Source organism: Streptomyces sp. NPDC030991 (genome assembly GCF_055571235.1).
The window spans coordinates 260,292-279,182 of sequence record NZ_JBVIFR010000001.1; the positions used below are offsets into that span (position 1 = coordinate 260,292).

Below are 18,891 nucleotides of genomic sequence, written 5' to 3' on the forward strand. Positions count from 1 at the left end.
CCCCGCACAGGCCGCGACGGCAGCGATCGTCCGATGGCCGGTCATCGGGGGTCATCGCGTGGGCGGTTCGGCGCCGACGAGCCACATGGAGAAGAACTGCGAGCCGCCTCCGTAGGCGTGGCCGAGGACCCTCCGAGCGCCGTCGATCTGGTGCTCCCCGGCCTGTCCGCGCACCTGGAGGGCGGCCTCGGCGAAGCGGAGCATGCCGGAGGCGCCGATGGGATTGGTGGACAGGACGCCGCCCGACATGTTCACGGGCAGGTCGCCGTCGAGTTCGGTCACGCCCGCCTCGGTGAGTTTCCAGCCCTCGCCCTCGTCGGCGAAGCCGAGGTTCTCCAGCCACATCGGCTCGTACCAGGAGAACGGTACGTACATCTCGACGGCGTCGATCTCGCGGCGCGGGTCGGCGATGCCCGCCTGCCGGTACACGTCGGCGGCGCAGTCCTTGCCGGCCTGCGGCGACACGAAGTCCTTGCCGGCGAAGAGGGTGGGCTCGCTGCGCATGGCGCCGCCGAGCATCCAGGCGGGTGGCCTCGGCGAACGGGCCGCTCCCGCGCGGTCGGTGAGGATCATCGCGCAGGCGCCGTCGGAGGAGGGGCATGTCTCGGAGTAGCGGATGGGGTCCCACAGCATGGGTGAGGCCTGGACCTTCTCCAGGGTGATGTCGTGCTCGTGCAGGTGGGCGTAGGGGTTCTTCAGCGCGTTGCGCCGGTCCTTGTACGCGACGAGGGAGCCGACGGTGTCGGGCGCGCCCGTGCGCCGCATGTAGGCGCGGACGTGGGGGGCGAAGAAGCCGCCGGCCCCGGCGAGCAGCGGCTGCTGGAAGGGGACGGGCAGCGAGAGCCCCCACATCGCGTTGGATTCCGACTGCTTCTCGAAGGCGAGGGTGAGGACGGTGCCGTGGACGCGGCCCGCGACGAGGTTCGACGCGACGAGCGCCGTCGAACCGCCCACGGACCCCGCGGTGTGCACGCGCAGCATGGGTTTGCCGACGGCGCCGAGCGCGTCGGCGAGGTAGAGCTCCGGCATCATGACGCCCTCGAAGAAGTCGGGCGCCTTGCCGATGACGACGGCGTCGATGTCGGCCCAGTCCAGCTCGGCGTCGTCCAGCGCCTGCCGGGCCGCCTCGCGGACGAGCCCGGCGAGGGAGACGTCGCGGCGGGCGGCCACGTGTTTGGTCTGTCCGATCCCGACGACGGCCACGGGCTCCTTGGCGGTGCTGCTCATCGCTGGTCCTCCCCTTCGAGTACGGCGACCAGGTTCTGCTGGAGGCAGGGCCCCGAGGTGGCGTGGGCGAGCGCCCGGTGGGAGTCGCCGCGGTGGATGCGGGCGGCGGCCTCACCGATGCGGATGAGGCCGGCGGCCATGACCGGGTTGGCGGCGAGGGCGCCGCCCGAGGGGTTGACGGTGACGTCCTCGCCGAGCCTCAGCGCCTTGCGCAGGACGACCTCCTGCGAGGTGAACGGGGCGTGCAACTCGGCGGTGTCCACCGGCCGTTCGAAGGCCCCGGCGTTCTCGGCGGCGAGCCGCGCGGACGGTGAGTCGGTCAGATCGCGCACGCCCAGGCTGTGGGCCTCGATGCGGTGGGCGATGCCCCGGATCCAGGCGGGCCGTTCGCACAGGTCGCGGGCCCTGTCCCCCGCGGCGAGGATGACGGCGGCGGCGCCGTCCCCGACCGGCGGGCAGTCCCCGGTCCGCAGTGGATGCACGACGTACTCGCCGTGCGGGACGTCCGGGCCGCGCAGTTGGGCGTGCGGGTTGTCTCCGGCGGCCCGGCGGCTGCGGGCGGCGATCCCGGCGAGGGCGGGTTCGTCGGTGGCTCCCGCGTCGATCAGGGCCTGGGCCTGCAAGGCGGCGAGGGCGACGGAGTCGGGCCAGAGCGGGGCCAGATAGTACGGGTCGAGCTGCCGGGTCAGCACGTCGCGCACCGACCCCGGCGACGACTTCCCGTACGCGTACACGAGCGCGGTGTCGGCCTCACCGGTCAGCAGTTTCGTCCACGCCTCGTACAGCGCCCACGCGCCGTCCATCTCCACGTGCGACTCGGAGATCGGCGGCCAGGCGCCGACGCCGTCGAGCGCCATGGTGAACGAGAAGGCGCGCCCGGCGAGGTAGTCGCTCGACCCCGAGCAGGTGAAGCCGATGTCGCTGGTCCGCAGCCGTGTCGCGTCGAGCACCTCGTGCAGCACGGGCATCAACATCTCGACCTCCGACTCTTCGTCGGTGGTGCGCCGGTGGTCGGTCTGCCCGAAGGCGACGACGGCGATGTCCCGGATCGGTGGCCGCATCAGATCAGCTCCTTGTACGCGTCGTAGTCGGCGTCGGGTTCACCGGTCGGCCGGTAGTGGTCGGGGAAGCGCCCGCCCTCGCTCCACACGGGTTCGACGCGCAGGCCCATCCGCACCTCGTCGTAGGGGATCCCGGCGATGCGGCCGTGCAGGGCGAGATCGGCGCCGTCGAGGGCGATGTGCGCGTAGACGTACGGGACTTCGATGTCGAGGTTCTTCGCCTTGATGTTGACGATGCAGTACGTGGTGACGGTGCCGGCCGGGCCGACCTCGACCTGCTCGGTGGTGGCGACGCCGCACGTGGGGCAGGCGCCGCGGGGCGGGACGTAGACCTTGTGGCAGGAGGGGCAGCGTTCGCCGACGGTGCGGTTGTCGGCGAGGGCGTTGATGTACCGGCTCTGGGCGCCGCCGGGGCTGTACGTGTAGTCGAGACGGGCGGGCGCGACGATGCCCGTCACCGGGTTCTCGAACTGCCCGCCGTGCGCGACGGCTCGGGCCTCTCCGGCGCCGGTGTCGTCCGGTTCGAAGCAGGCGATGTCCGTGATGGCGCCGACCCGCTCCCCGGCCCAGCGGACGCGGACGCGCTGCCCGGTGCGGACGGCCTCGGGGCCGGGGGCGTCAAGGGCGTGCAGCAGGGCGGTGTCGGCGCCGTCGAGCTTGACCAGGACCCAGGCGAAGGGGGTGTCGAGGGGCTGCCCCCGGCGGGGTTCGGGGTTCCACGCCCAGGTGGTGACGGTGCCGGTCGCGCCGACCTCGACCAGGTCACGGAGTTCGGCCGCGGTGACGGGGTCGTACTCGACCGGCGGCACGAGGACGCTGCCGCTCGTGGTTCGTACGCCGAGGATCGTGCGGTGCCGCAGGCCGGTCAGAAACTCGCTCTGCACGGGCCCCAGGGAGCGGGTGAACGGAAACTCCACGATCAGTGGGGCGCGGAGTACCTCCGGACGGGGGGAGGTTGTCATCTGGGCTCCTTTGAAGGTGCGGATGTATGCCGGGGGCGGGGCCGGTGGGGATGTGTAGCCGGGTGGAGGCCGGTGTGCGGATGTATGCCGGGTGCGGGCCGGTGGGGGCCGGTCGCGCAGTTCCCCGCGCCCCTGAGATGCGCACTAGGTGCTCCATCTCAGGGGCGGCGCCGTATGTGCGCCGCCTCAGGAGGCGCGGCTCTGCGCGGCTCATGGGGCTGCGGCGGAGCCGCATGCTCCAGGGGCGCGGGGAACTGCGCGACCGGCCCCCACCGGACCCGCACCCGGCGACAGACCCGGCGAGGGCAGTCGCGGGGCCGCGCTACTCCCGCCGAAACACCGGAGGCCTCTTCTCCGCGAAGGCCCGGGCCCCTTCCTTCGCATCAGCCGTGTCGAACACGGGCCACCCTCGCTTCAGCTCCGAGGCCAGCCCCTCCGCCTCGGAGAGCCCGGCCGTCTCGTAGACGGAAGCCTTCACCGCCTCCACCGCCAGCGGCCCACACGCGTTGACGCGCTCGGCGATCTCCAGTGCCGCCTCCAGGGCCGTACCGTCCGCGACGACCCGCCCCACGAGCCCGATCGCGGCCGCCTCCGACGCCGGATACGACCGCCCGGTCAAGAGCATCTCCAGCGCATGCGTCCGCGGAATCTGCCGCGGCAGCCGCACCGTGGAGCCGCCGATGGGGAACAGCCCCCGCGCCACCTCGAAGAGCCCGAACGTCGCCGATTCCCCCGCGACCCTGATGTCGGTGCCCTGGAGGATCTCGGTGCCGCCGGCGACGCAGTAGCCCTCGACCGCCGCGATCACCGGCTTGCGCGGGCGGTGGTGGCGCAGCATCGCCTTCCAGTGCAGGTCGGGGTCGGCCTTGAGGCGGTCGCGGTACTGCTCGCCGCCCATGCCCTTACCGGCCAGCGCCTTGAGGTCCATCCCCGCGCAGAACGATCCGCCGGCCCCGGTGAGCACGACGGAGCGGACCGTGTCGTCGGCGTCGGCCTCCAGCCATCCGTCGTACAGGCCGACGAGCATCGGCAAGGACAGGGCGTTCTTGGCCTCGGGCCGGTTGAGCGTGAGCACGAGCGTCGCGCCCTCGCGCCGTACATCGAGATGTTCGGTCCCACCCATGACTGCCCTCCAGTCGGCCGGCGGCGCCGCGAGGCCCCTGAGACGAGAACAGGTTGCAGGAGGCGGCGAGCCAGTACAAGAGTTTTCTGACACTCAGTCAGATTTCTTGGCGGGGCCTCTTCCCCCTTCAAACCGTCTCTGCTCTGATGACGGCCACACGAGATGCGGCCAGGGTCAGGAGGAGCGGTGGAGTACAACCTTGCCGACCTGTTCGAGTCGGTCGTCGACGTGGTCCCGGACCGCGAGGCACTCGTCCACATCGACCACCCCGGCACGGGCGCCGAGCGCCGGCTGACGTACGCGCGGCTCGACGCGGCGGCGAACCGCGTCGCCCACCATCTGCTCGACAGCGGGCTGCGCCCCGGCGAACACCTCGGCCTGCACCTCTACAACGGCGTCGAGTACCTGCAGACGGTGCTCGGCTGTCTCAAGGCACGGATCGTCCCGGTCAACGTCAACTACCGGTACGTCGAGGAGGAGTTGGTCTACCTCTACCGGGACGCCGATCTTGCCGCCCTGGTCTTCGACGCGGAGTTCACCGAGCGCGTGGCGGCGGCGCTGCCACGGACCGAGAAGCTGCGGCACCTGGTTCGGGTGGGGGCCCCGCCGGCGCAGGCGCCACCGCTCAGGTCCGTGGACTTCGCGGAGGCCACGGCCTGCTCGTCGCCCGAGCGCGGGTTCGGCCCGCGCTCGGCGGACGACCAGTTCATCATCTACACCGGCGGGACGACGGGGATGCCCAAGGGTGTGATGTGGCGTCAGGAGGACCTCTTCTTCTCGGGGTTGGGTGGCGGCGCACCGACGGGTGAGCCGGTGTCACGCCCCGAGGAGCTGGCCGAACGGGTCGCGGCAGGCGGCGACGGGATCACCTTCTTCCCCACTCCCCCGCTCATGCACGGCACGTCCACCCTGACCGCGTTCATCGGCTTCAACTTCGGCCAACGCATAGTCATCCACAGCAAGTTCGTGCCGGAGGAAGTACTGCGCACGATCGAGAGGGAGAAGGTGACGAGCGTGTCCCTGGTGGGCGACGCGATGCTGCGCCCCCTCATCGACGCGCTCGGCGGCCCGCTGAAGGGGACGGACTGTTCGTCGCTGTTCAGCGTCTCGTCCTCGGGCGCGATCATGTCGGACACCGTGCGCGCCCAGTTCCAGGCGCTGGTCCCCAAGGTGATGCTGCTCAACAACTTCGGTTCGTCGGAGTCCGGTTTCAACGGCACCGCGACGGACGACTCCGGTGCGGGCCAGGGTTTCCGGCTGCGCGTCAACTCCCGCACCCAGGTGGTCGATCTGGCCTCGCACGAGCCGGTGGCCGTCGGCGAAGTGGGCCGCATCGCCCAGCGCGGGCACGTCCCGCTCGGCTACTACAACGACCCGAAGAAAACCGCCGAGACCTTCTTCCAGAAGGGCGACGAGCGCTGGGTGCTGCTCGGTGACATGGCGACGGTCGACGAGGAGGGCATCGTCACCGTTCTCGGCCGCGGGTCCCAATGCATCAACACCGGTGGGGAGAAGGTCTACCCGGAAGAGGTGGAACAGGCCCTGAAGTCCCACCCGGACGTCTACGACGCGCTGGTCGCCGGGGTCCCCGACGCCACGTGGGGCAACCATGTGGCCGCCGTCGTCCAGCTCAGAGCCGGCGCCCCCGCCCTCACCCTGGACGCCGTCCAGGCCCACTGCCGCGCCCACCTCGCGGGCTACAAGATCCCCCGCCAGCTGGTCCTGACGGACAGCGTCCAGCGGTCGCCGAGCGGCAAGGCGGACTACCGGTGGGCGCGGACGGTGGCCGCGGAGTCCGACGGCGCGGGCACGCTCCCGCGGTAGGGCGGTGCCCGGTCCCCTACCGCCGATGCGTCGGCTCCGCCGCGTCGCGTCCCCCGTCCGCGGGACCGGCCTTTATCCGATTGCCCGCCGCGCGACCGCCTGCTGAAGTGGCCGGATGGATCAAGAAGCGGTACTGGCCCTGTTCGACCGGCAGATGCGGCGCGAGGCGCGGCCCGACGAACCGGGTGCGCGGGTCGAGCGGGTGGGCGACGTGGTGCGGCAGGTCGGACCGGCCGACGGGTGGAACGGGGTGCTCTGGTCGGGGCTCGACGCGGCCGGGGCGGACGCCGCCATCACGCAACAGGTCGCCTTCTACGGCGAGTTGGGCATCGAGGCGGAATGGAAGGCGTACGGGCACGACGAGCCGGGTGACCTGGGGGCGCGACTGATCGCCGCCGGGTTCGTGGCCGAGGAGACGGAGACGCTGCTCGTGGCCGAGACGGCCGGGCTGGCCTTCGACGTCGCGCCGCCCGCCGGGGTCCGGCTGCTGCCGGTGACCGAGGAGGCCCACGTCGGGCTGGTCGAGCGGGTGCACGAACTGGCCTTCGACAGTGCGCGCTCCGCCATCGGGCACCAGGTGCGCCAACAGCTCGCCGCCGACCCGGCGACCGTGCCCGCCGTGGTCGCGCTCCACGGCGACGAGCCGGTCAGCGCCGCCCGGCTCGAACTCCACGAGGGCACGGCGTTCGCGAGTCTGTGGGGCGGCGGCACCGTGCCCGCGTGGCGGGGGCGCGGCTGCTACCGGGCGCTGGTGGCGTTCCGGGCGCGGATCGCGGCCGAGCGTGACTTCCCGTACGTGCACGTCGACGCCTCGTCGTACAGCAGGCCCATTCTCGAACGGCTCGGTTTCGTGGCGCTGGGGACGACCACGCCGTACGTTCTGCGGGCGCCGGACCTCCGCGACGCTCACGCCGCCGCCAGGAACTCCGCCACCCGCGCCACGAAGAACTCCTCGTCGTCCAGCCACGGATAGTGCGCCACGCCGGGCTGCACCACGACCCGTCCCCGCCGGTAGCACCGGGCGGCGCGGCGTACGAGCTCCGGGCACGGGCCGCCGTCCAGTTCACCGGCGATCAGCAGCACCGGGGCGTCGAGGCGGGTCAGCGCCGCGCGGGTGGCGGGCGGGTCGTAGGCGCCCTCGGCGGCGTAGAGCGTCTCGGCGCGCTCGTTGGTCTGGTCGTCGGTGCGGGCCGCGTGCGCCCGGGCCCGCTCGTCCCACCGCCCGTAGAAGAACGCGTCGTACAGATAGTCCGCGTCGTCCCGTCCCGCGATCATCTTCTCGTACTCGGCGTAGGCGGCCTCGAACCACGGCTCATGGCGGCGCAGCCGGGCCGCGGCGCGGCGTTCGTCGGGGCTTGCCGCCAGGCCCAGGGCGCGCTGTGCGGAGGTGACCAGGACGAGCCGCGCGATCCGCTCGGGGTGCCGGGCCGCGTACAGGGCGGCGAGATTGCAGCCCGCCGAGTGGGCGAGGACGTCCATCCGGTCGAGCCCGAGGTGGACGCGGAGCGCCTCGACGTCGGGGACCTGGCGGTCGCAGCGGTACGTCGCCTCGTCGTCCGGCGCCGCCGACGCCCCGGTGCCGCGCAGGTCGAGGAGGTACAGGGTCCGGTGGGCGGTGAGGCCGCCGAGGTCCCCCAGGTACTCGGAGGCACGCATCGGCCCGCCGGGCAGGCACACCAGGGGCGGGCCCGAGCCGCGGACATGACAGGCCAGTTCGGTGCCGTCCGGCGCGGTGAACGTGAACATGGCGTGATCATCACAGCCGGGCGGCCGCGGCGGCAACGCCTTTGCCCGGGGCCCCGGCCGACACGTCGCGTCGTACGTCTTGACGCGGTCGGTCCCGCCTTGAATTACTGACGGACAGCAGGTCAACCGAATGATCGGTCGGGAACCGGGAGTGCGATCGATGACGTCGACGACGACGCGATGGTGGGACGAGGGCGAGCGCCTGGGCGCGGCGGAACTGCGTGCGCTCCAGCAGGAGCGGCTGCGCGGGACGCTGAGCCGGGTGTACGAGCGGGTGCCGTTCTACCGCGAGGCGTTCGACAAGGCGGGGGTGAGGCCCGAGGACTGCACGTCGCCGGCGGACCTGGCGCGGTTCCCGTTCACCACCAAGGCGGATCTGCGGGACAACTACCCGTTCGGGATGTTCGCCGTGGACCGAACCGAGGTGCGGCGGCTGCACGCCTCCAGCGGGACGACGGGCGTGCCCACGGTCGTCGGGTACACCGAGGACGATCTGTCGATGTGGGCCGACATGGTGGCGCGGGCGATCCGCGCGGCCGGCGGCAGGCCGGGCCACACGGTGCATGTGGCGTACGGGTACGGCCTGTTCACGGGCGGCCTCGGGGCGCACTACGGCGCGGAGCGGCTGGGCTGCACCGTCATCCCGGCGTCCGGCGGCATGACGGCCCGCCAGGTCCGGCTGATCCTGGATCTGCGCCCGGAGATCATCATGGTGACACCGTCGTACATGCTGACGCTCCTCGACGAGTTCGAGCGGCAGGGCGTCGACCCCCGCTCCACCTCCCTGGAGATCGGTATCTTCGGCGCGGAGCCGTGGACGCAGGAGATGCGGCGGGAGATCGAGGAGCGGGCCGGGATCGACGCCGTGGACATCTACGGGCTGTCCGAGGTCGTCGGGCCGGGTGTCGCGCAGGAGTGCGTCGAGACGAAGGACGGGCTGCACATCTGGGAGGACCACTTCTACCCGGAGGTCGTCGACCCGGTCACCGGCGAGGTACTGCCCGACGGCGAGCCGGGCGAGCTGGTCCTCACCTCGCTGACGAAGCAGGCGATGCCGGTGATCCGGTACCGGACGCGGGATCTGACGCGGCTGCTGCCGGGGACGGCGCGGCCCGCGTTCCGCCGCATGGAGAAGGTCACCGGCCGCAGCGACGACATGGTGATCCTGCGCGGGGTGAACCTGTTCCCCACCCAGGTCGAGGAGATCGTGCTGCGCACGCCATGTGTGGCCCCGCACTTCCAGCTCCGACTGACCCGCGAGGGCCGGATGGACGCGCTGACGGTCCGCGCGGAGGCCCGGCCCGGCGCGACGACGGACGAGCGGGCGGCCGCGGCGCGGACCATCGCGGCGGGCATGAAGGACGGGGTCGGGGTGAGTGTGGGCGTCGAGATCGTCGACCCGGAGACGCTGGAGCGCTCCGTCGGCAAGATCAAGCGGATCGTGGATCTGCGGACCGTCTGAATCGTGGATCTACGGGCCGTCTGATCAGCCCTACCGGGCGAACCGGTCCCTGAGCTCCCGCTTGAGGATCTTGCCGCTGGCGTTGCCGGGTACGCGCTGCACACGGGGTGCGCACGGGCCGGGCCATCTACCCAGAAGGCCCCAGCCCGGTGAAGAGCGGGCAAGGGAAATGGCCTCCATCGCGGTGGCTCAGCCGGCTGCGGCCCGGACGATCAGTGTGCCGATGTGGTCCGGCGCCGGCGCCTCGATGATGCGTGCCTCGGCGCTCGCGAACCCAGCGCGGGCCAGGTGCCGCTCCCACACAGCGGGGCGGTAGCTGTAGCGGTAGGTGAACATCGCCTTCCCCGCGAACCCTCCCTTGTACATGCCCTGCGGACCGTAGGCGCCGGGGATCGCCGGGGGCTGGCTGAACACGAACACTCCGCCCGGCGCCAGCCGTTCCCGCACCAGCGGAAACAGACGGCCCGGATCGGTGAACCAGGCTGCCCCGAAGATCGAATACACCGCGTCGTACGTCGCCGTGTCCTCGGCAAGGAAGTCGAGCGCCTCTCCCTGCACGAAGTCTGCGCCGGTGTAAGCCCACCACTCACTGGTCTTCGTGGTCATGACCGGTGAGAGGTCCAGGCCGCGGGCTTTCACGCCGCGCTCCGCGAGGTGGGCCAGGGCGCGGCCGGTGCCGCACCCGATCTCCAGCACGCTGGCCGGCGAGCTGAGCAGCTCCGGGCCGGGGCCGTGGCCGGCGTACTGCGTCCAGTTGAAGGCGGGCTCCATGTCATCGGTGAATGCGGAACCGGCGTAGGCGTCCCACAGCTCGGTCTCTGCGGCGATGTCGTGAGGTACAGGCACGGGTGGGTTCCTCCGTTGGAAGCCCGCCCCTGCATCGGGGGCGCGGGGCGGGCGCTTGCGGTGATCAGTGGCTGTCGGGAACCTTGTCGTCGCACGGCGAACAGTTGGCGCCGTCCACGGCCCACAGCCCTTCGCTGGGCTCGAAGCCCCGGCCGCGGATGACGTCCACGGTCCGGAGCACCAGGCCGTCAGTGCGGCGCTGCACCAGCGGCGCATGGTGCTTGTAGGCGCCACCGTTGTAGACCTCGCAGAACGCGAAGTACACCGGCGAGTCCAGGATGATCTGGTGCACCCCCTCGTCCACGATCTTGCCGACACCGATGTGCAGGTCAGGCCGCTCCATGGCGGTGATCAGGTACATCACGGCGTTGCCCAGGATCTCCTCGGCCCACGGGCGGGTCAGCAGGCGATCGCGCATGAGCAGCGCGATCTCACGGTCCCACAGGTCGCCCTCATTGCCGGGGGCCTCGAAGACGTTGTAGGTGTACTCCGTCACGAACGGACGCACCGCGGTCAGGAGTTCTCGCGGGTCCCGGCTCGCGGTGACGGGCGGGGTCTCGGCCAGTAAGGTCACGGGTTGATCCCTTCTCGGAGGGGTGGTGGACCCTCCCCGACAGCGCAGCGGCGCGAACGGGGCGGGAGTCAGGGAGCGGCAGTGGGGTCCGCTCGGGGATCGGGCGGTGCCGTCCCCCACCGCCGCTCGGCCTCAGGGATGCGGTCCGGGTCGGGCAGCGTCTTGGTGCTCATGCGGACCGCCGCCCCGGCGCCGTCAGGCTCAGCTCCGCGATGCCGGCGCGCGGCAGCTCGGCTTCGTCGGCGGCGCGGACGCGGGCTGGGTCGGTGTGGCCATGAACAGGACGCTAGGGACGGGATGTTCGGCGCTCCAGCGAATGTTCTCGGATGTTCTCGCGGACTGACCGAATGTTCTCTGGTGTTCTCACGCGGGCGGCGAGAACCTGTGGTGCAGGGTCCGGCGCGCAGCCATCCTGGATTGATCAACGTCCCCTGAGAGGACTCGGTCATGAGGCGACTGCGCTTCACCGGCACCGACAGCAAGAACGGCGGGTGCCCGGCCCTGCACGAGGACTTGGACACCCGCGAGATCATCGTCCAGGGCACACCGCTCACCGACCCCGACGACGTGAAACAGCTCCAGCACTTCGGTGCCGGGGACGTGGCTGTCGTCGTACCGCGCCAACTGCTCGTCGACTGGGCACCGAAGGAGCTGGACCGCGTGCCAGAGCTGATCACGCCGGAGGAGTTCGCGCGTCTCTTCGAGACGTTCGAGCACACGGCCTGGCATCTGGAGACGCGGCGCGGCTACGCCTCCGACCGCGAGGACCCCGACTTCGCCGCCTTCCTGGAGACCGGCGAGGTGGCGTGGGATCTGGACAGCGCATGGAACCGGAACATCCGCGCCCAGACGGACGCGGGGAAACGCGTCGGGCGGGTGCGCATCGTCGACCGGCCGCCCACCCAGGGGCAGCGGTTCCTGCTCGGCTACTCCGGGTGCAACGCGGCGGCCGGCGAGGATGTCGGCTGCCTGTGGCGCGAGGACGCGCAGCGGATCAGTCTGCTTGAAGAAGACTTCTGGATCTTCGACTCACGGCTCGTCGCCGTCCTGCACTTCGACGACGCCGACGCACTGACCAGCATCGAGACCATCACGGAGCCCACCGACATCGTGCGGTACTCCATGGCGCGTGACGCCGCGGGGCATCATGCCATCCCTCATGAGGAGTTCGCGGCACAGCTGGCCGCGGCCGAGTAACGGCGAGCGCGACCGGTGAGCACCGACTATCAGCAGGCACGGGAAGCCCTCGGGGCACGTCTGCGGGAACTGAGGGTCTCGCACCCCGAAGGCAAGATCACCGGTCCGCAGCTCGCCGGGTTGCTCGGCTGGCCGCACTCGAAGATCTACAAGCTCGAAGGCGGCAAACAGACGGCCAGCCGCGAGGATCTGCGTGCCCTCGCGGCTGCGGTCGGCCGCCCCGAGCTGTTCGGTGAACTCGCAGCGCGCCTGGCCGGGTTCGAGACCCACATTCAGTCGTGGCGGCGCAGGCTTGCGGACGGACACAGCTCTGTGCAGGAACGCTGGAACGCGGAGGTGGACCGTAGCGCCGTCATCTTCGCGTGGGAGGAAGCGGTCATCCCCGGCATGATCCAGACGGCGGACTACGCCCGCGCGGTGTTCCGGCGCTACGCCGAACTCCACAGGACCGCAGATGATGTCGAGGACGCGGTCCGCGCCAGGGCACGGCGCCAGGAGTGGCTCTCCGAGCGGGGTCACCGCTTCCGTGTGCTCATCTGGGAGGCGGCGTTGCGCTCCCTCATCTGTCCGCCGTCAGTGCTGGCCATTCAGCTCGACCGGCTGACCGCCATGATCGGGATGGACACCGTAGAACTCGGCATCATCCCCTTCACGGCCTCCGTCAAGGTGGCCCCCGCCAATGGCTTCTGGGTGCTGGACGACAGGCTGGTCATCACAGAGGACTGGCACGCCGAGCTCTGGCTCGATGACACCGACAGCGTTGCCCTGTACGGCAGGGTGTGGTCGACCCTCCGCGAATCCGCGGTGTACGGCGCCGACGCGCACAATGTGATCAACGCGGCGCGGCGGGCGCTCGGCTCACGGTGACTGCCGCAACGGCACGCGATCGCAAGCCATGTTGCCCCCGAAGGCCAGGAGACGCACCCGCTCCTGCGTCGGTGAGATGACGGCGACGTAGCTGTACGCCGCCTGGCTGCGCTCTGCTCGCCACGAGGCGGGCCGAAGCGCTCTGAAACACCAGCCCTTCACATCCTTCGCGTCCGAGCCATGGACGCAAACGGCGCCCTTGCCCTGTAAGAACTGGGCGCTCCGGGATCAACGGGCGCAGTAGCACTGCGGAGGTGCGGCAGCCGGAGCAGCAACTGACACCGGGGCGTTCGCGGCAGGCCGGCTCCTCGGCGCAGGTGCTGAGGCCAGGACGGTCTGGACAGGTGCTCCCGGGGCGCTGAGCCGGTAGGCGCCTGAGCCGGTCCGCGAGGCTGGGGTCGATGTGCACCAGGGCGTTGCCGGACTGGCGGACGTTGCAGACGAGGTGGTCAAGACGTGTGCGCACGGCCCTCGGCAGGTGACATACCGATTGGTACGCTCAACCGCCCCTGTCCGCCTCACAGTTGGGAGCACGATGCGCATCCGCCTGAGACAACGGCGCCGCACGGCCGTCTTCATCGCTCTGCTGACCGCGCTCACCACCACGGCCTCGCTGCCGTCGGTCGCGGCCGACCGGCACGAGCGCCCGCACGACGGCCGCCTCTCCGCCACCATCCGCTACACCGAGTACGGCATTCCGCACATCCTCGCCGAGGACCACGCGAACCTCGGCTTCGGCACCGGCTGGGCGCAGGCCGCGGACCAGGTGTGCACGCTCGCCGACGGGTTCCTGACCGTACGGGGCGAGCGCTCGCGCTGGTTCGGTCCCGACGCGGCGCCCGACGGTTCGCTCTCCTCGGCGGCGAAGAACCTCTCCAGCGACCTGTACTTCCGTGGCGTACGCGACACGCACACGGTGGAGAAGCTGCTCGCGGCGCCCGCTCCGGCCGGCCCCAGCAGGGACGTCAAGGACGCGATGCGCGGCTGGGCCGCCGGCTACAACGCGTGGCTGGAGCAGAACCGGATCACCGACCCGGCGTGCAAGGGCGCCGGCTGGGTGAAGCCGGTGACGACGCTGGACGTGGCGGCGCGCGGCTTCGCGATATCGGTGCTCGGCGGGCAGGGACGCGGCGTCGACGGCATCACGGCCGCGCAGCCCCCGACGGCGGGCGCGGGCGCGGGCGGGAAGGCGGCGCCGTCCAGAGCCGAACTGGCGGACGCGGCAAAGGCGTTGTTCTCCCAGGACGATTCCGACATGGGCTCGAACGCGGTGGCGTTCAGCGGTGCCACGACGGCAGGCGGGCGCGGGCTGCTGCTCGGCAACCCGCACTACCCCTGGCAGGGCGGTCGCCGCTTCTGGCAGTCGCAGCAGACGATCCCGGGTGAACTGGACGTCATGGGCGGCTCGTTGCTCGGCACGACGGGGATATCCATCGGGCACAACGCGCACGTCGCGTGGAGCCACACCGTCGCGACCGGCGTCACCCTCAACCTCCACCAGCTGACCCTGGATCCGTCCGATCCGACGGCATACCTGGTGGACGGCGAGCGCGAGAGGATGACGAGGCGGACCGTCACGGTGCCCGTACGAGGCGGCGCCGACGTGACGCGGACGCAGTGGTGGACGCGGTACGGCCCGGTCGTCACCTCGCTCGGCGCCCAGCTGCCGCTGCCGTGGACGGCGACGACGGCGTACGCGCTGAACGATCCGAACGCGGTGAACCTGCGCGCATCGGACACCGCACTCGGCTTCAGCAAGGCCCGCTCGACGGACGAGGTGCTGCGGGCGCTGCGCCGTACGCAGGGCATTCCCTGGGTGAACACGATCGCGGCCGACTCCGGGGGCCACTCGCTGTTCACCCAGTCGCAGGTCCTGCCGCGCGTCACCGACGATCTGGCGGCGCGCTGCTCGACGCCGCTCGGCAAGGTCACCTACCCCGCGTCGGGCGTCGCGGTGCTCGACGGTTCGCGCGGCGACTGTGCGCTCCGCCGGGACAAGGACGCGGTGCAGCCGGGGATCTTCGGCCCCGCGAGAATGCCGGTACTGAAAGACGCCCCGTACGCGGAGAACTCCAACGACAGCGCCTGGCTGGCCAACGCCGACCGGCCGCTGACCGGGTACGAGCGGGTCTTCGGGACCATCGGCACGCCGCGCTCGATGCGTACGCGCGGCGCGGTCGAGGATGTCGCCGCGATGGCAGCCGAGGGCCGGCTGACGGTCGCGGACCTCCAGAAGCAGCAGTTCGCCGACCGGGTGCCCGCCGGGGACCTGACGGCGGCGGACGCGGCGAAGGCGTGCGCTGCCCTGCCGGGCGGTACGGCGACGAGCAGCAAGGGGGCGCCCGTCGACGTCGGCCAGGCATGCACGGTCCTCGCCCGGTGGGACCGCACGATGAGCACCGGCAGCCGGGGCGCGCTGCTCTTCGACCGGTTCTGGCGGAAGCTGACGGCGGCGGTCACCGCGGACAAGCTGTGGAAAGTGCCGTTCTCGGCCGCCGACCCGGTGCGCACGCCGAACACCCTCGACACGAGGCAGCCCGCTTTCCGGGCGGCGCTCGCCGATGCGGTGGCCGAACTGCGGGGCGCGGGCATCCCGTTGGACGCCAAGCTCGGCGACCACCAGTTCGTGGTGCGTGGCGGCGAGCGGATCGCGGTCCACGGCGGCACGGAGTCGCTCGGCGTGTGGAACAAGGTCGAGCCGACGTGGGCCCCGGAGGGCGGCGGCTACACGGAGGTCGTGCACGGCTCCAGCTACATCCAGGCCGTCGGCTGGGACGGCGGGCGCTGCCCCGTGGCGCGCACGCTCCTGACGTACTCCCAGTCGTCGAACCCTGCCTCGCCGCACTTCAGCGACCAGACGCGGCTGTTCGCGCAGAAGCGGTGGGTCACGGAGCGCTTCTGCGAGAAGGACATCCTGCGCTCGCCCGCGCTGAAGGTGGTGCGGGTGCGCGGCTGACACGAACGGAATGGTGAGGGGGGCCGCCCACCTCCCTCACCACCCGCCTCCCTCGCCCTCCGCCTCCCTCACCATCCGCCACCTCTCCCCCGGCGGACGCCATACGTCACACCACCCGCGTACGCCCCTCCCAGTACGGATCCCGCAGCCGTCGCTTGTACAGCTTCCCGTTGGGGTCCCGGGGCATCGTCTCGATGAAGTCGACGCTCTTGGGCCGCTTGTAGCCGGCGAGCCGCGTCTCGCAGTGAGCCAGGATCTCGGTGGCGAGGGCGTCGTCGGCCGCGCGTCCCTCGACGACCTCCACCACGGCTTTGACCTCCTCGCCCCAGTCGTCGTGCGGGATCCCGAACGCGGCCGCGTCGGCGACGGCCGGGTGGGTCAGGAGCGCCGCCTCGATCTCGGCGGGGTAGATGTTGACGCCTCCCGAGATGATCATGTCGATCTTGCGGTCGCGGAGGAAGAGGTAGCCGTCCTCGTCGAGGATCCCGAGGTCACCGACGGTGAAGAAGTCACCGATCCGGTTCTTCCTCGTCTTGTCCTCGTCCTTGTGGTACGCGAAGCCACCGGTCCTCATCTGCAGGTAGACGGTGCCGAGTTCCCCGGCGGGCAGCCGGTTCCCGTCGTCGTCGAAGATGGCCAACTCACTGATGGGCCAGGCTTTTCCGACCGTTCCCGGCTTCTTGAGCCAGTCCTCGGCCGTGGCGAACGAGCCGCCGCCCTCGCTCGCCGCGTAATACTCCTCGACGCACCGCCCCCACCAGTCGATCATCGCGCGCTTCACGTGGTCGGGGCAGGGCGCGGCGCCGTGGATGGCGTGCCGCATGGAGGTCACGTCGTAGCGGTCCTTCACCTCCTGCGGGAGCGCGAGGAGCCGGTGGAACTGTGTCGGCACCATGTGTGTGTGCGTGCACCGGTGGGTGTCGATGGCGCGCAGCATGCCCTCCGGGGTCCATTTGTCCATGAGGACGACCGGGTGCCCGATGTTCAGTGCGGCGCCCGCGAACTGGAGCACCGCCGTGTGGTAGAGCGGTGAGCAGACCAGGTGGACGTTGCCGTCGAACGGCTTGATGCCGAAGATGCCGAGGAATCCGCCGAGGTAGGCCTCCTCGGGGAGCTTGTCCTGCAAGGGACGCCGGATGCCGCGCGGGCGGCCCGTCGTGCCGGACGTGTAGTTCATGACCCAGCCGAGCGTCCGGTCGTCCGGGACCGATTCCCGTTGCCCGTCGAGGAGTTCGGCGTAGGGACGGAAGGTGTCGACCTGCCCGACGGCGTACCGGTGGGTCTCGGGGAGTTTCGCCTCGTCGGCGGCGGACCTGGCCTGTTCGGCGAAGCGCTCGTGCGCGATCAGCACCTTCGCGCCGGAGTCGGCGACGATCCAGGCGATCTCCGGGCCGACGAGGTGGTGGTTGACCGGTACGAGGTAGAACCCGGCCTGCGAGGCGGCGAGGTAGGCGGTGAAGAACTCGACGCTGTTGGGGAGTACGACGGCGAAGACGTCGCCGCGCTCCATCCCGGCCGCGCGCAGGCCGTGCACCAGCTTGTTGGCCGCCGCGTGGAGGCGGCCCGCGCTCCACTCCTCGCCGTCCGGGGCGTGCAGGACGGTGCGGCCGGGGTCGGCGGTGGCCTGCGCCCAGAAGCCGTTCGGGGGGGTCGGGTCGGGCATGGGGGGCGTTCCTTTCTGCGGGGGGTTCGGGGGCGGCCTCTCGTCTGCCGGGTTCTCGGATTGCCGGGTGCGGGTCCGGTGGGGGCTGGTCGCGCAGTTCCCCGCGCCCCTGGAGCATGCGGCTGCGCCGCAGCTCCATGAGGGCGCACGCAGTGCGCCCCTCAGGGGCGCGGGGAACTGCGCGACCAGCCACGACGCACCCGCACCCGCCGACGGCGCCACTCGCCCACGGCGAGACAGCGACCCGGCACCGACAAGGTCACCGGCCCGCGATCCGGTTGACCCGGTCGATCGCCTTCTCGAAACCCCGGGTCAGCTCGTCGAAGACGGCCTGCACGCTGCGCTCCTCGTTCATCCGGCCGACGATCTGCCCGACGGGGGTCCCGAGCAGCGGGTCCACCTCGTACTTCTGGATGCGGGAGACCGCTTCGGCGACGAGCAGGCCCTGCAATGGCATCGGCAGGGTGCCGGGTCCGGCCGGGTCGTCCCAGGCGTCCGTCCACTCCGTACGCAGCTGACGGGCGGGTTTGCCGGTCAGGGCGCGCGAGCGCACCGTGTCGCCGGACCCGGCCGCGAGGAGCTTCTGGGTGAGGGCGGGCGAGCTCATGTCGGCCTCCGTGGTCGTCAGCCACACCGAGCCGAGCCAGACGCCCTGCGCGCCGAGCGCGAACGCGGCCGCGGCCTGCTGCCCGCTGCCGATGCCGCCGGCGGCCAGCACCGGCAGCGGAGCGACGGCCTCGACGGCCTCGGGGGTCAGCACCATCGAGGCGATCTCACCGGTGTGGCCGCCCGCCTCGTAGCCCTGGGCGACGACGACGTCGATGCCCGCCTCCGCGTGCTTGCGGGCGTGCCGGGCGCTGCCCGCGAGCGCGGCGACGAGGACGTCGTGCTCGTGGGCGCGGGCGATGACGTCCGCCGGGGGCGAGCCGAGCGCGTTGGCGAGGAGTTTGATCGGGTAGTCGAAGGCGACGTCGAGCTGGCCGCGGGCGACCTGTTCCATCCAGCCGGTGATGCGCCAGCCGGACGCCTCGCCCGGGTCGAGTTCGGGCACGCCGTGCTTGGCGAGGGTGTCCCGGACGAACTGCCGGTGACCTTCCGGGATCATCGCCTCCACGTCCGCCTCGCTGACGCCCTCGACCTTCTTGGCGGGCATGACGACGTCGAGGCCGTACGGGCGTCCGTCGGCGTGCGCGTGCAGCCAGTCCAGGTCGCGGGTGAGGTCCTCGGGTGCCGTGTAGCGGACCGCGCCGAGCACGCCGAAGCCGCCGGCCCTGCTGATGGCGGCGGCCACCGCGGGGAACGGTGTGAATCCGAAGACGGCGTGCTCGATCCCCAGTTTCTTGCTCAGCTCCGTCTGCATGCGCGCAGGATGCCGCAGCGAGC

15 protein-coding genes are annotated in these 18,891 nt (G+C 71.4%); 6 read left to right on the plus strand and 9 right to left on the minus strand.

The window, feature by feature from the left end:
* Positions 1-51: 51 nt before the first annotated feature.
* The 4 genes from ACZ45E_RS01205 to ACZ45E_RS01220 all read right to left on the minus strand — a co-directional run bounded on the left by ACZ45E_RS01205 (position 52) and on the right by ACZ45E_RS01220 (position 4,373).
* The gene (locus ACZ45E_RS01205; RefSeq protein ID WP_468214997.1) at positions 52-1,227 is read right to left on the minus strand and encodes a thiolase domain-containing protein; all 1,176 of its coding nucleotides are present in this window, start codon (positions 1,225-1,227) and stop codon (positions 52-54) included.
* Positions 1,224-2,288, minus strand: a complete 1,065-nt coding sequence (locus ACZ45E_RS01210) for a thiolase domain-containing protein (RefSeq protein ID WP_468214999.1) — start codon at positions 2,286-2,288, stop codon at positions 1,224-1,226. Before ACZ45E_RS01210 ends, ACZ45E_RS01205 begins: the two co-directional genes overlap by 4 nt.
* Entirely contained in the window at positions 2,288-3,250 is a 963-nt protein-coding gene (locus ACZ45E_RS01215; RefSeq protein WP_468215001.1) for a Zn-ribbon domain-containing OB-fold protein, read from the minus strand. Before ACZ45E_RS01215 ends, ACZ45E_RS01210 begins: the two co-directional genes overlap by 1 nt.
* A 322-nt stretch (positions 3,251-3,572) precedes the next feature.
* Positions 3,573-4,373: a crotonase/enoyl-CoA hydratase family protein gene (locus tag ACZ45E_RS01220; RefSeq protein ID WP_468215003.1), complete on the minus strand. Its 801-nt coding sequence runs from the start codon at positions 4,371-4,373 to the stop codon at positions 3,573-3,575.
* Between the two features lie 186 nt (positions 4,374-4,559).
* Between ACZ45E_RS01220 and ACZ45E_RS01225 the strand changes: the two genes are divergently transcribed.
* Together ACZ45E_RS01225 and ACZ45E_RS01230 are read left to right on the plus strand one after the other, a co-directional pair.
* Positions 4,560-6,197 carry an acyl-CoA synthetase gene (locus ACZ45E_RS01225; RefSeq protein ID WP_468215006.1) on the plus strand — a complete coding sequence of 546 codons (1,638 nt, stop codon included), beginning with the start codon at positions 4,560-4,562 and terminating at the stop codon, positions 6,195-6,197.
* Between the two features lie 115 nt (positions 6,198-6,312).
* Positions 6,313-7,170 (plus strand): GNAT family N-acetyltransferase, encoded by an 858-nt coding sequence (locus tag ACZ45E_RS01230; protein ID WP_468215008.1) that lies wholly within the window; start codon positions 6,313-6,315, stop codon positions 7,168-7,170.
* Here ACZ45E_RS01230 and ACZ45E_RS01235 read toward each other — a convergent pair.
* Positions 7,104-7,943, minus strand: a complete 840-nt coding sequence (locus ACZ45E_RS01235; protein WP_468215010.1) for an alpha/beta fold hydrolase — start codon at positions 7,941-7,943, stop codon at positions 7,104-7,106. The genes ACZ45E_RS01230 and ACZ45E_RS01235 overlap by 67 nt on opposite strands.
* Before the next feature lie 160 nt (positions 7,944-8,103).
* On the opposite strand from ACZ45E_RS01235, the gene paaK reads away from it, so the two are divergent.
* A complete protein-coding gene (paaK, locus tag ACZ45E_RS01240; protein WP_468215013.1) occupies positions 8,104-9,405 on the plus strand; it encodes a phenylacetate--CoA ligase PaaK in 1,302 nt (433 codons plus the stop codon).
* Between the two features lie 189 nt (positions 9,406-9,594).
* On the opposite strand, the gene ACZ45E_RS01245 is transcribed toward paaK, so the two are convergent.
* Positions 9,595-10,251 carry a class I SAM-dependent methyltransferase gene (locus ACZ45E_RS01245; protein ID WP_468215015.1) on the minus strand — a complete coding sequence of 219 codons (657 nt, stop codon included), beginning with the start codon at positions 10,249-10,251 and terminating at the stop codon, positions 9,595-9,597.
* 64 nt (positions 10,252-10,315) lie between these two features.
* Positions 10,316-10,825: a hypothetical protein gene (locus tag ACZ45E_RS01250; RefSeq protein WP_468215016.1), complete on the minus strand. Its 510-nt coding sequence runs from the start codon at positions 10,823-10,825 to the stop codon at positions 10,316-10,318.
* Positions 10,826-11,272: 447 nt separating this feature from the next.
* On the opposite strand from ACZ45E_RS01250, the gene ACZ45E_RS01255 reads away from it, so the two are divergent.
* The 3 genes from ACZ45E_RS01255 (at position 11,273) to ACZ45E_RS01265 (ending at position 15,845) form a co-directional block, all read left to right on the plus strand.
* Positions 11,273-12,022, plus strand: a complete 750-nt coding sequence (locus ACZ45E_RS01255) for a DUF6879 family protein (protein ID WP_468215018.1) — start codon at positions 11,273-11,275, stop codon at positions 12,020-12,022.
* Between the two features lie 15 nt (positions 12,023-12,037).
* On the plus strand, positions 12,038-12,889 hold the full coding sequence (locus ACZ45E_RS01260) for a helix-turn-helix domain-containing protein (protein WP_468215021.1): 852 nt from the start codon (positions 12,038-12,040) through the stop codon (positions 12,887-12,889).
* A 535-nt stretch (positions 12,890-13,424) separates the two neighbouring features.
* Complete coding sequence (locus tag ACZ45E_RS01265) at positions 13,425-15,845, plus strand: penicillin acylase family protein (RefSeq protein ID WP_468215023.1); 2,421 nt, start codon at positions 13,425-13,427, stop codon at positions 15,843-15,845.
* Positions 15,846-15,951: 106 nt separating this feature from the next.
* Here the strand turns inward: ACZ45E_RS01265 and ACZ45E_RS01270 are convergent, their stop codons facing one another.
* On the minus strand, positions 15,952-17,508 hold the full coding sequence (locus ACZ45E_RS01270) for an acyl-CoA synthetase (RefSeq protein WP_468215025.1): 1,557 nt from the start codon (positions 17,506-17,508) through the stop codon (positions 15,952-15,954).
* A 259-nt stretch (positions 17,509-17,767) separates the two neighbouring features.
* On the minus strand, positions 17,768-18,868 hold the full coding sequence (locus tag ACZ45E_RS01275) for an NAD(P)H-dependent flavin oxidoreductase (protein WP_468215027.1): 1,101 nt from the start codon (positions 18,866-18,868) through the stop codon (positions 17,768-17,770).
* Positions 18,869-18,891: the final 23 nt, after the last annotated feature.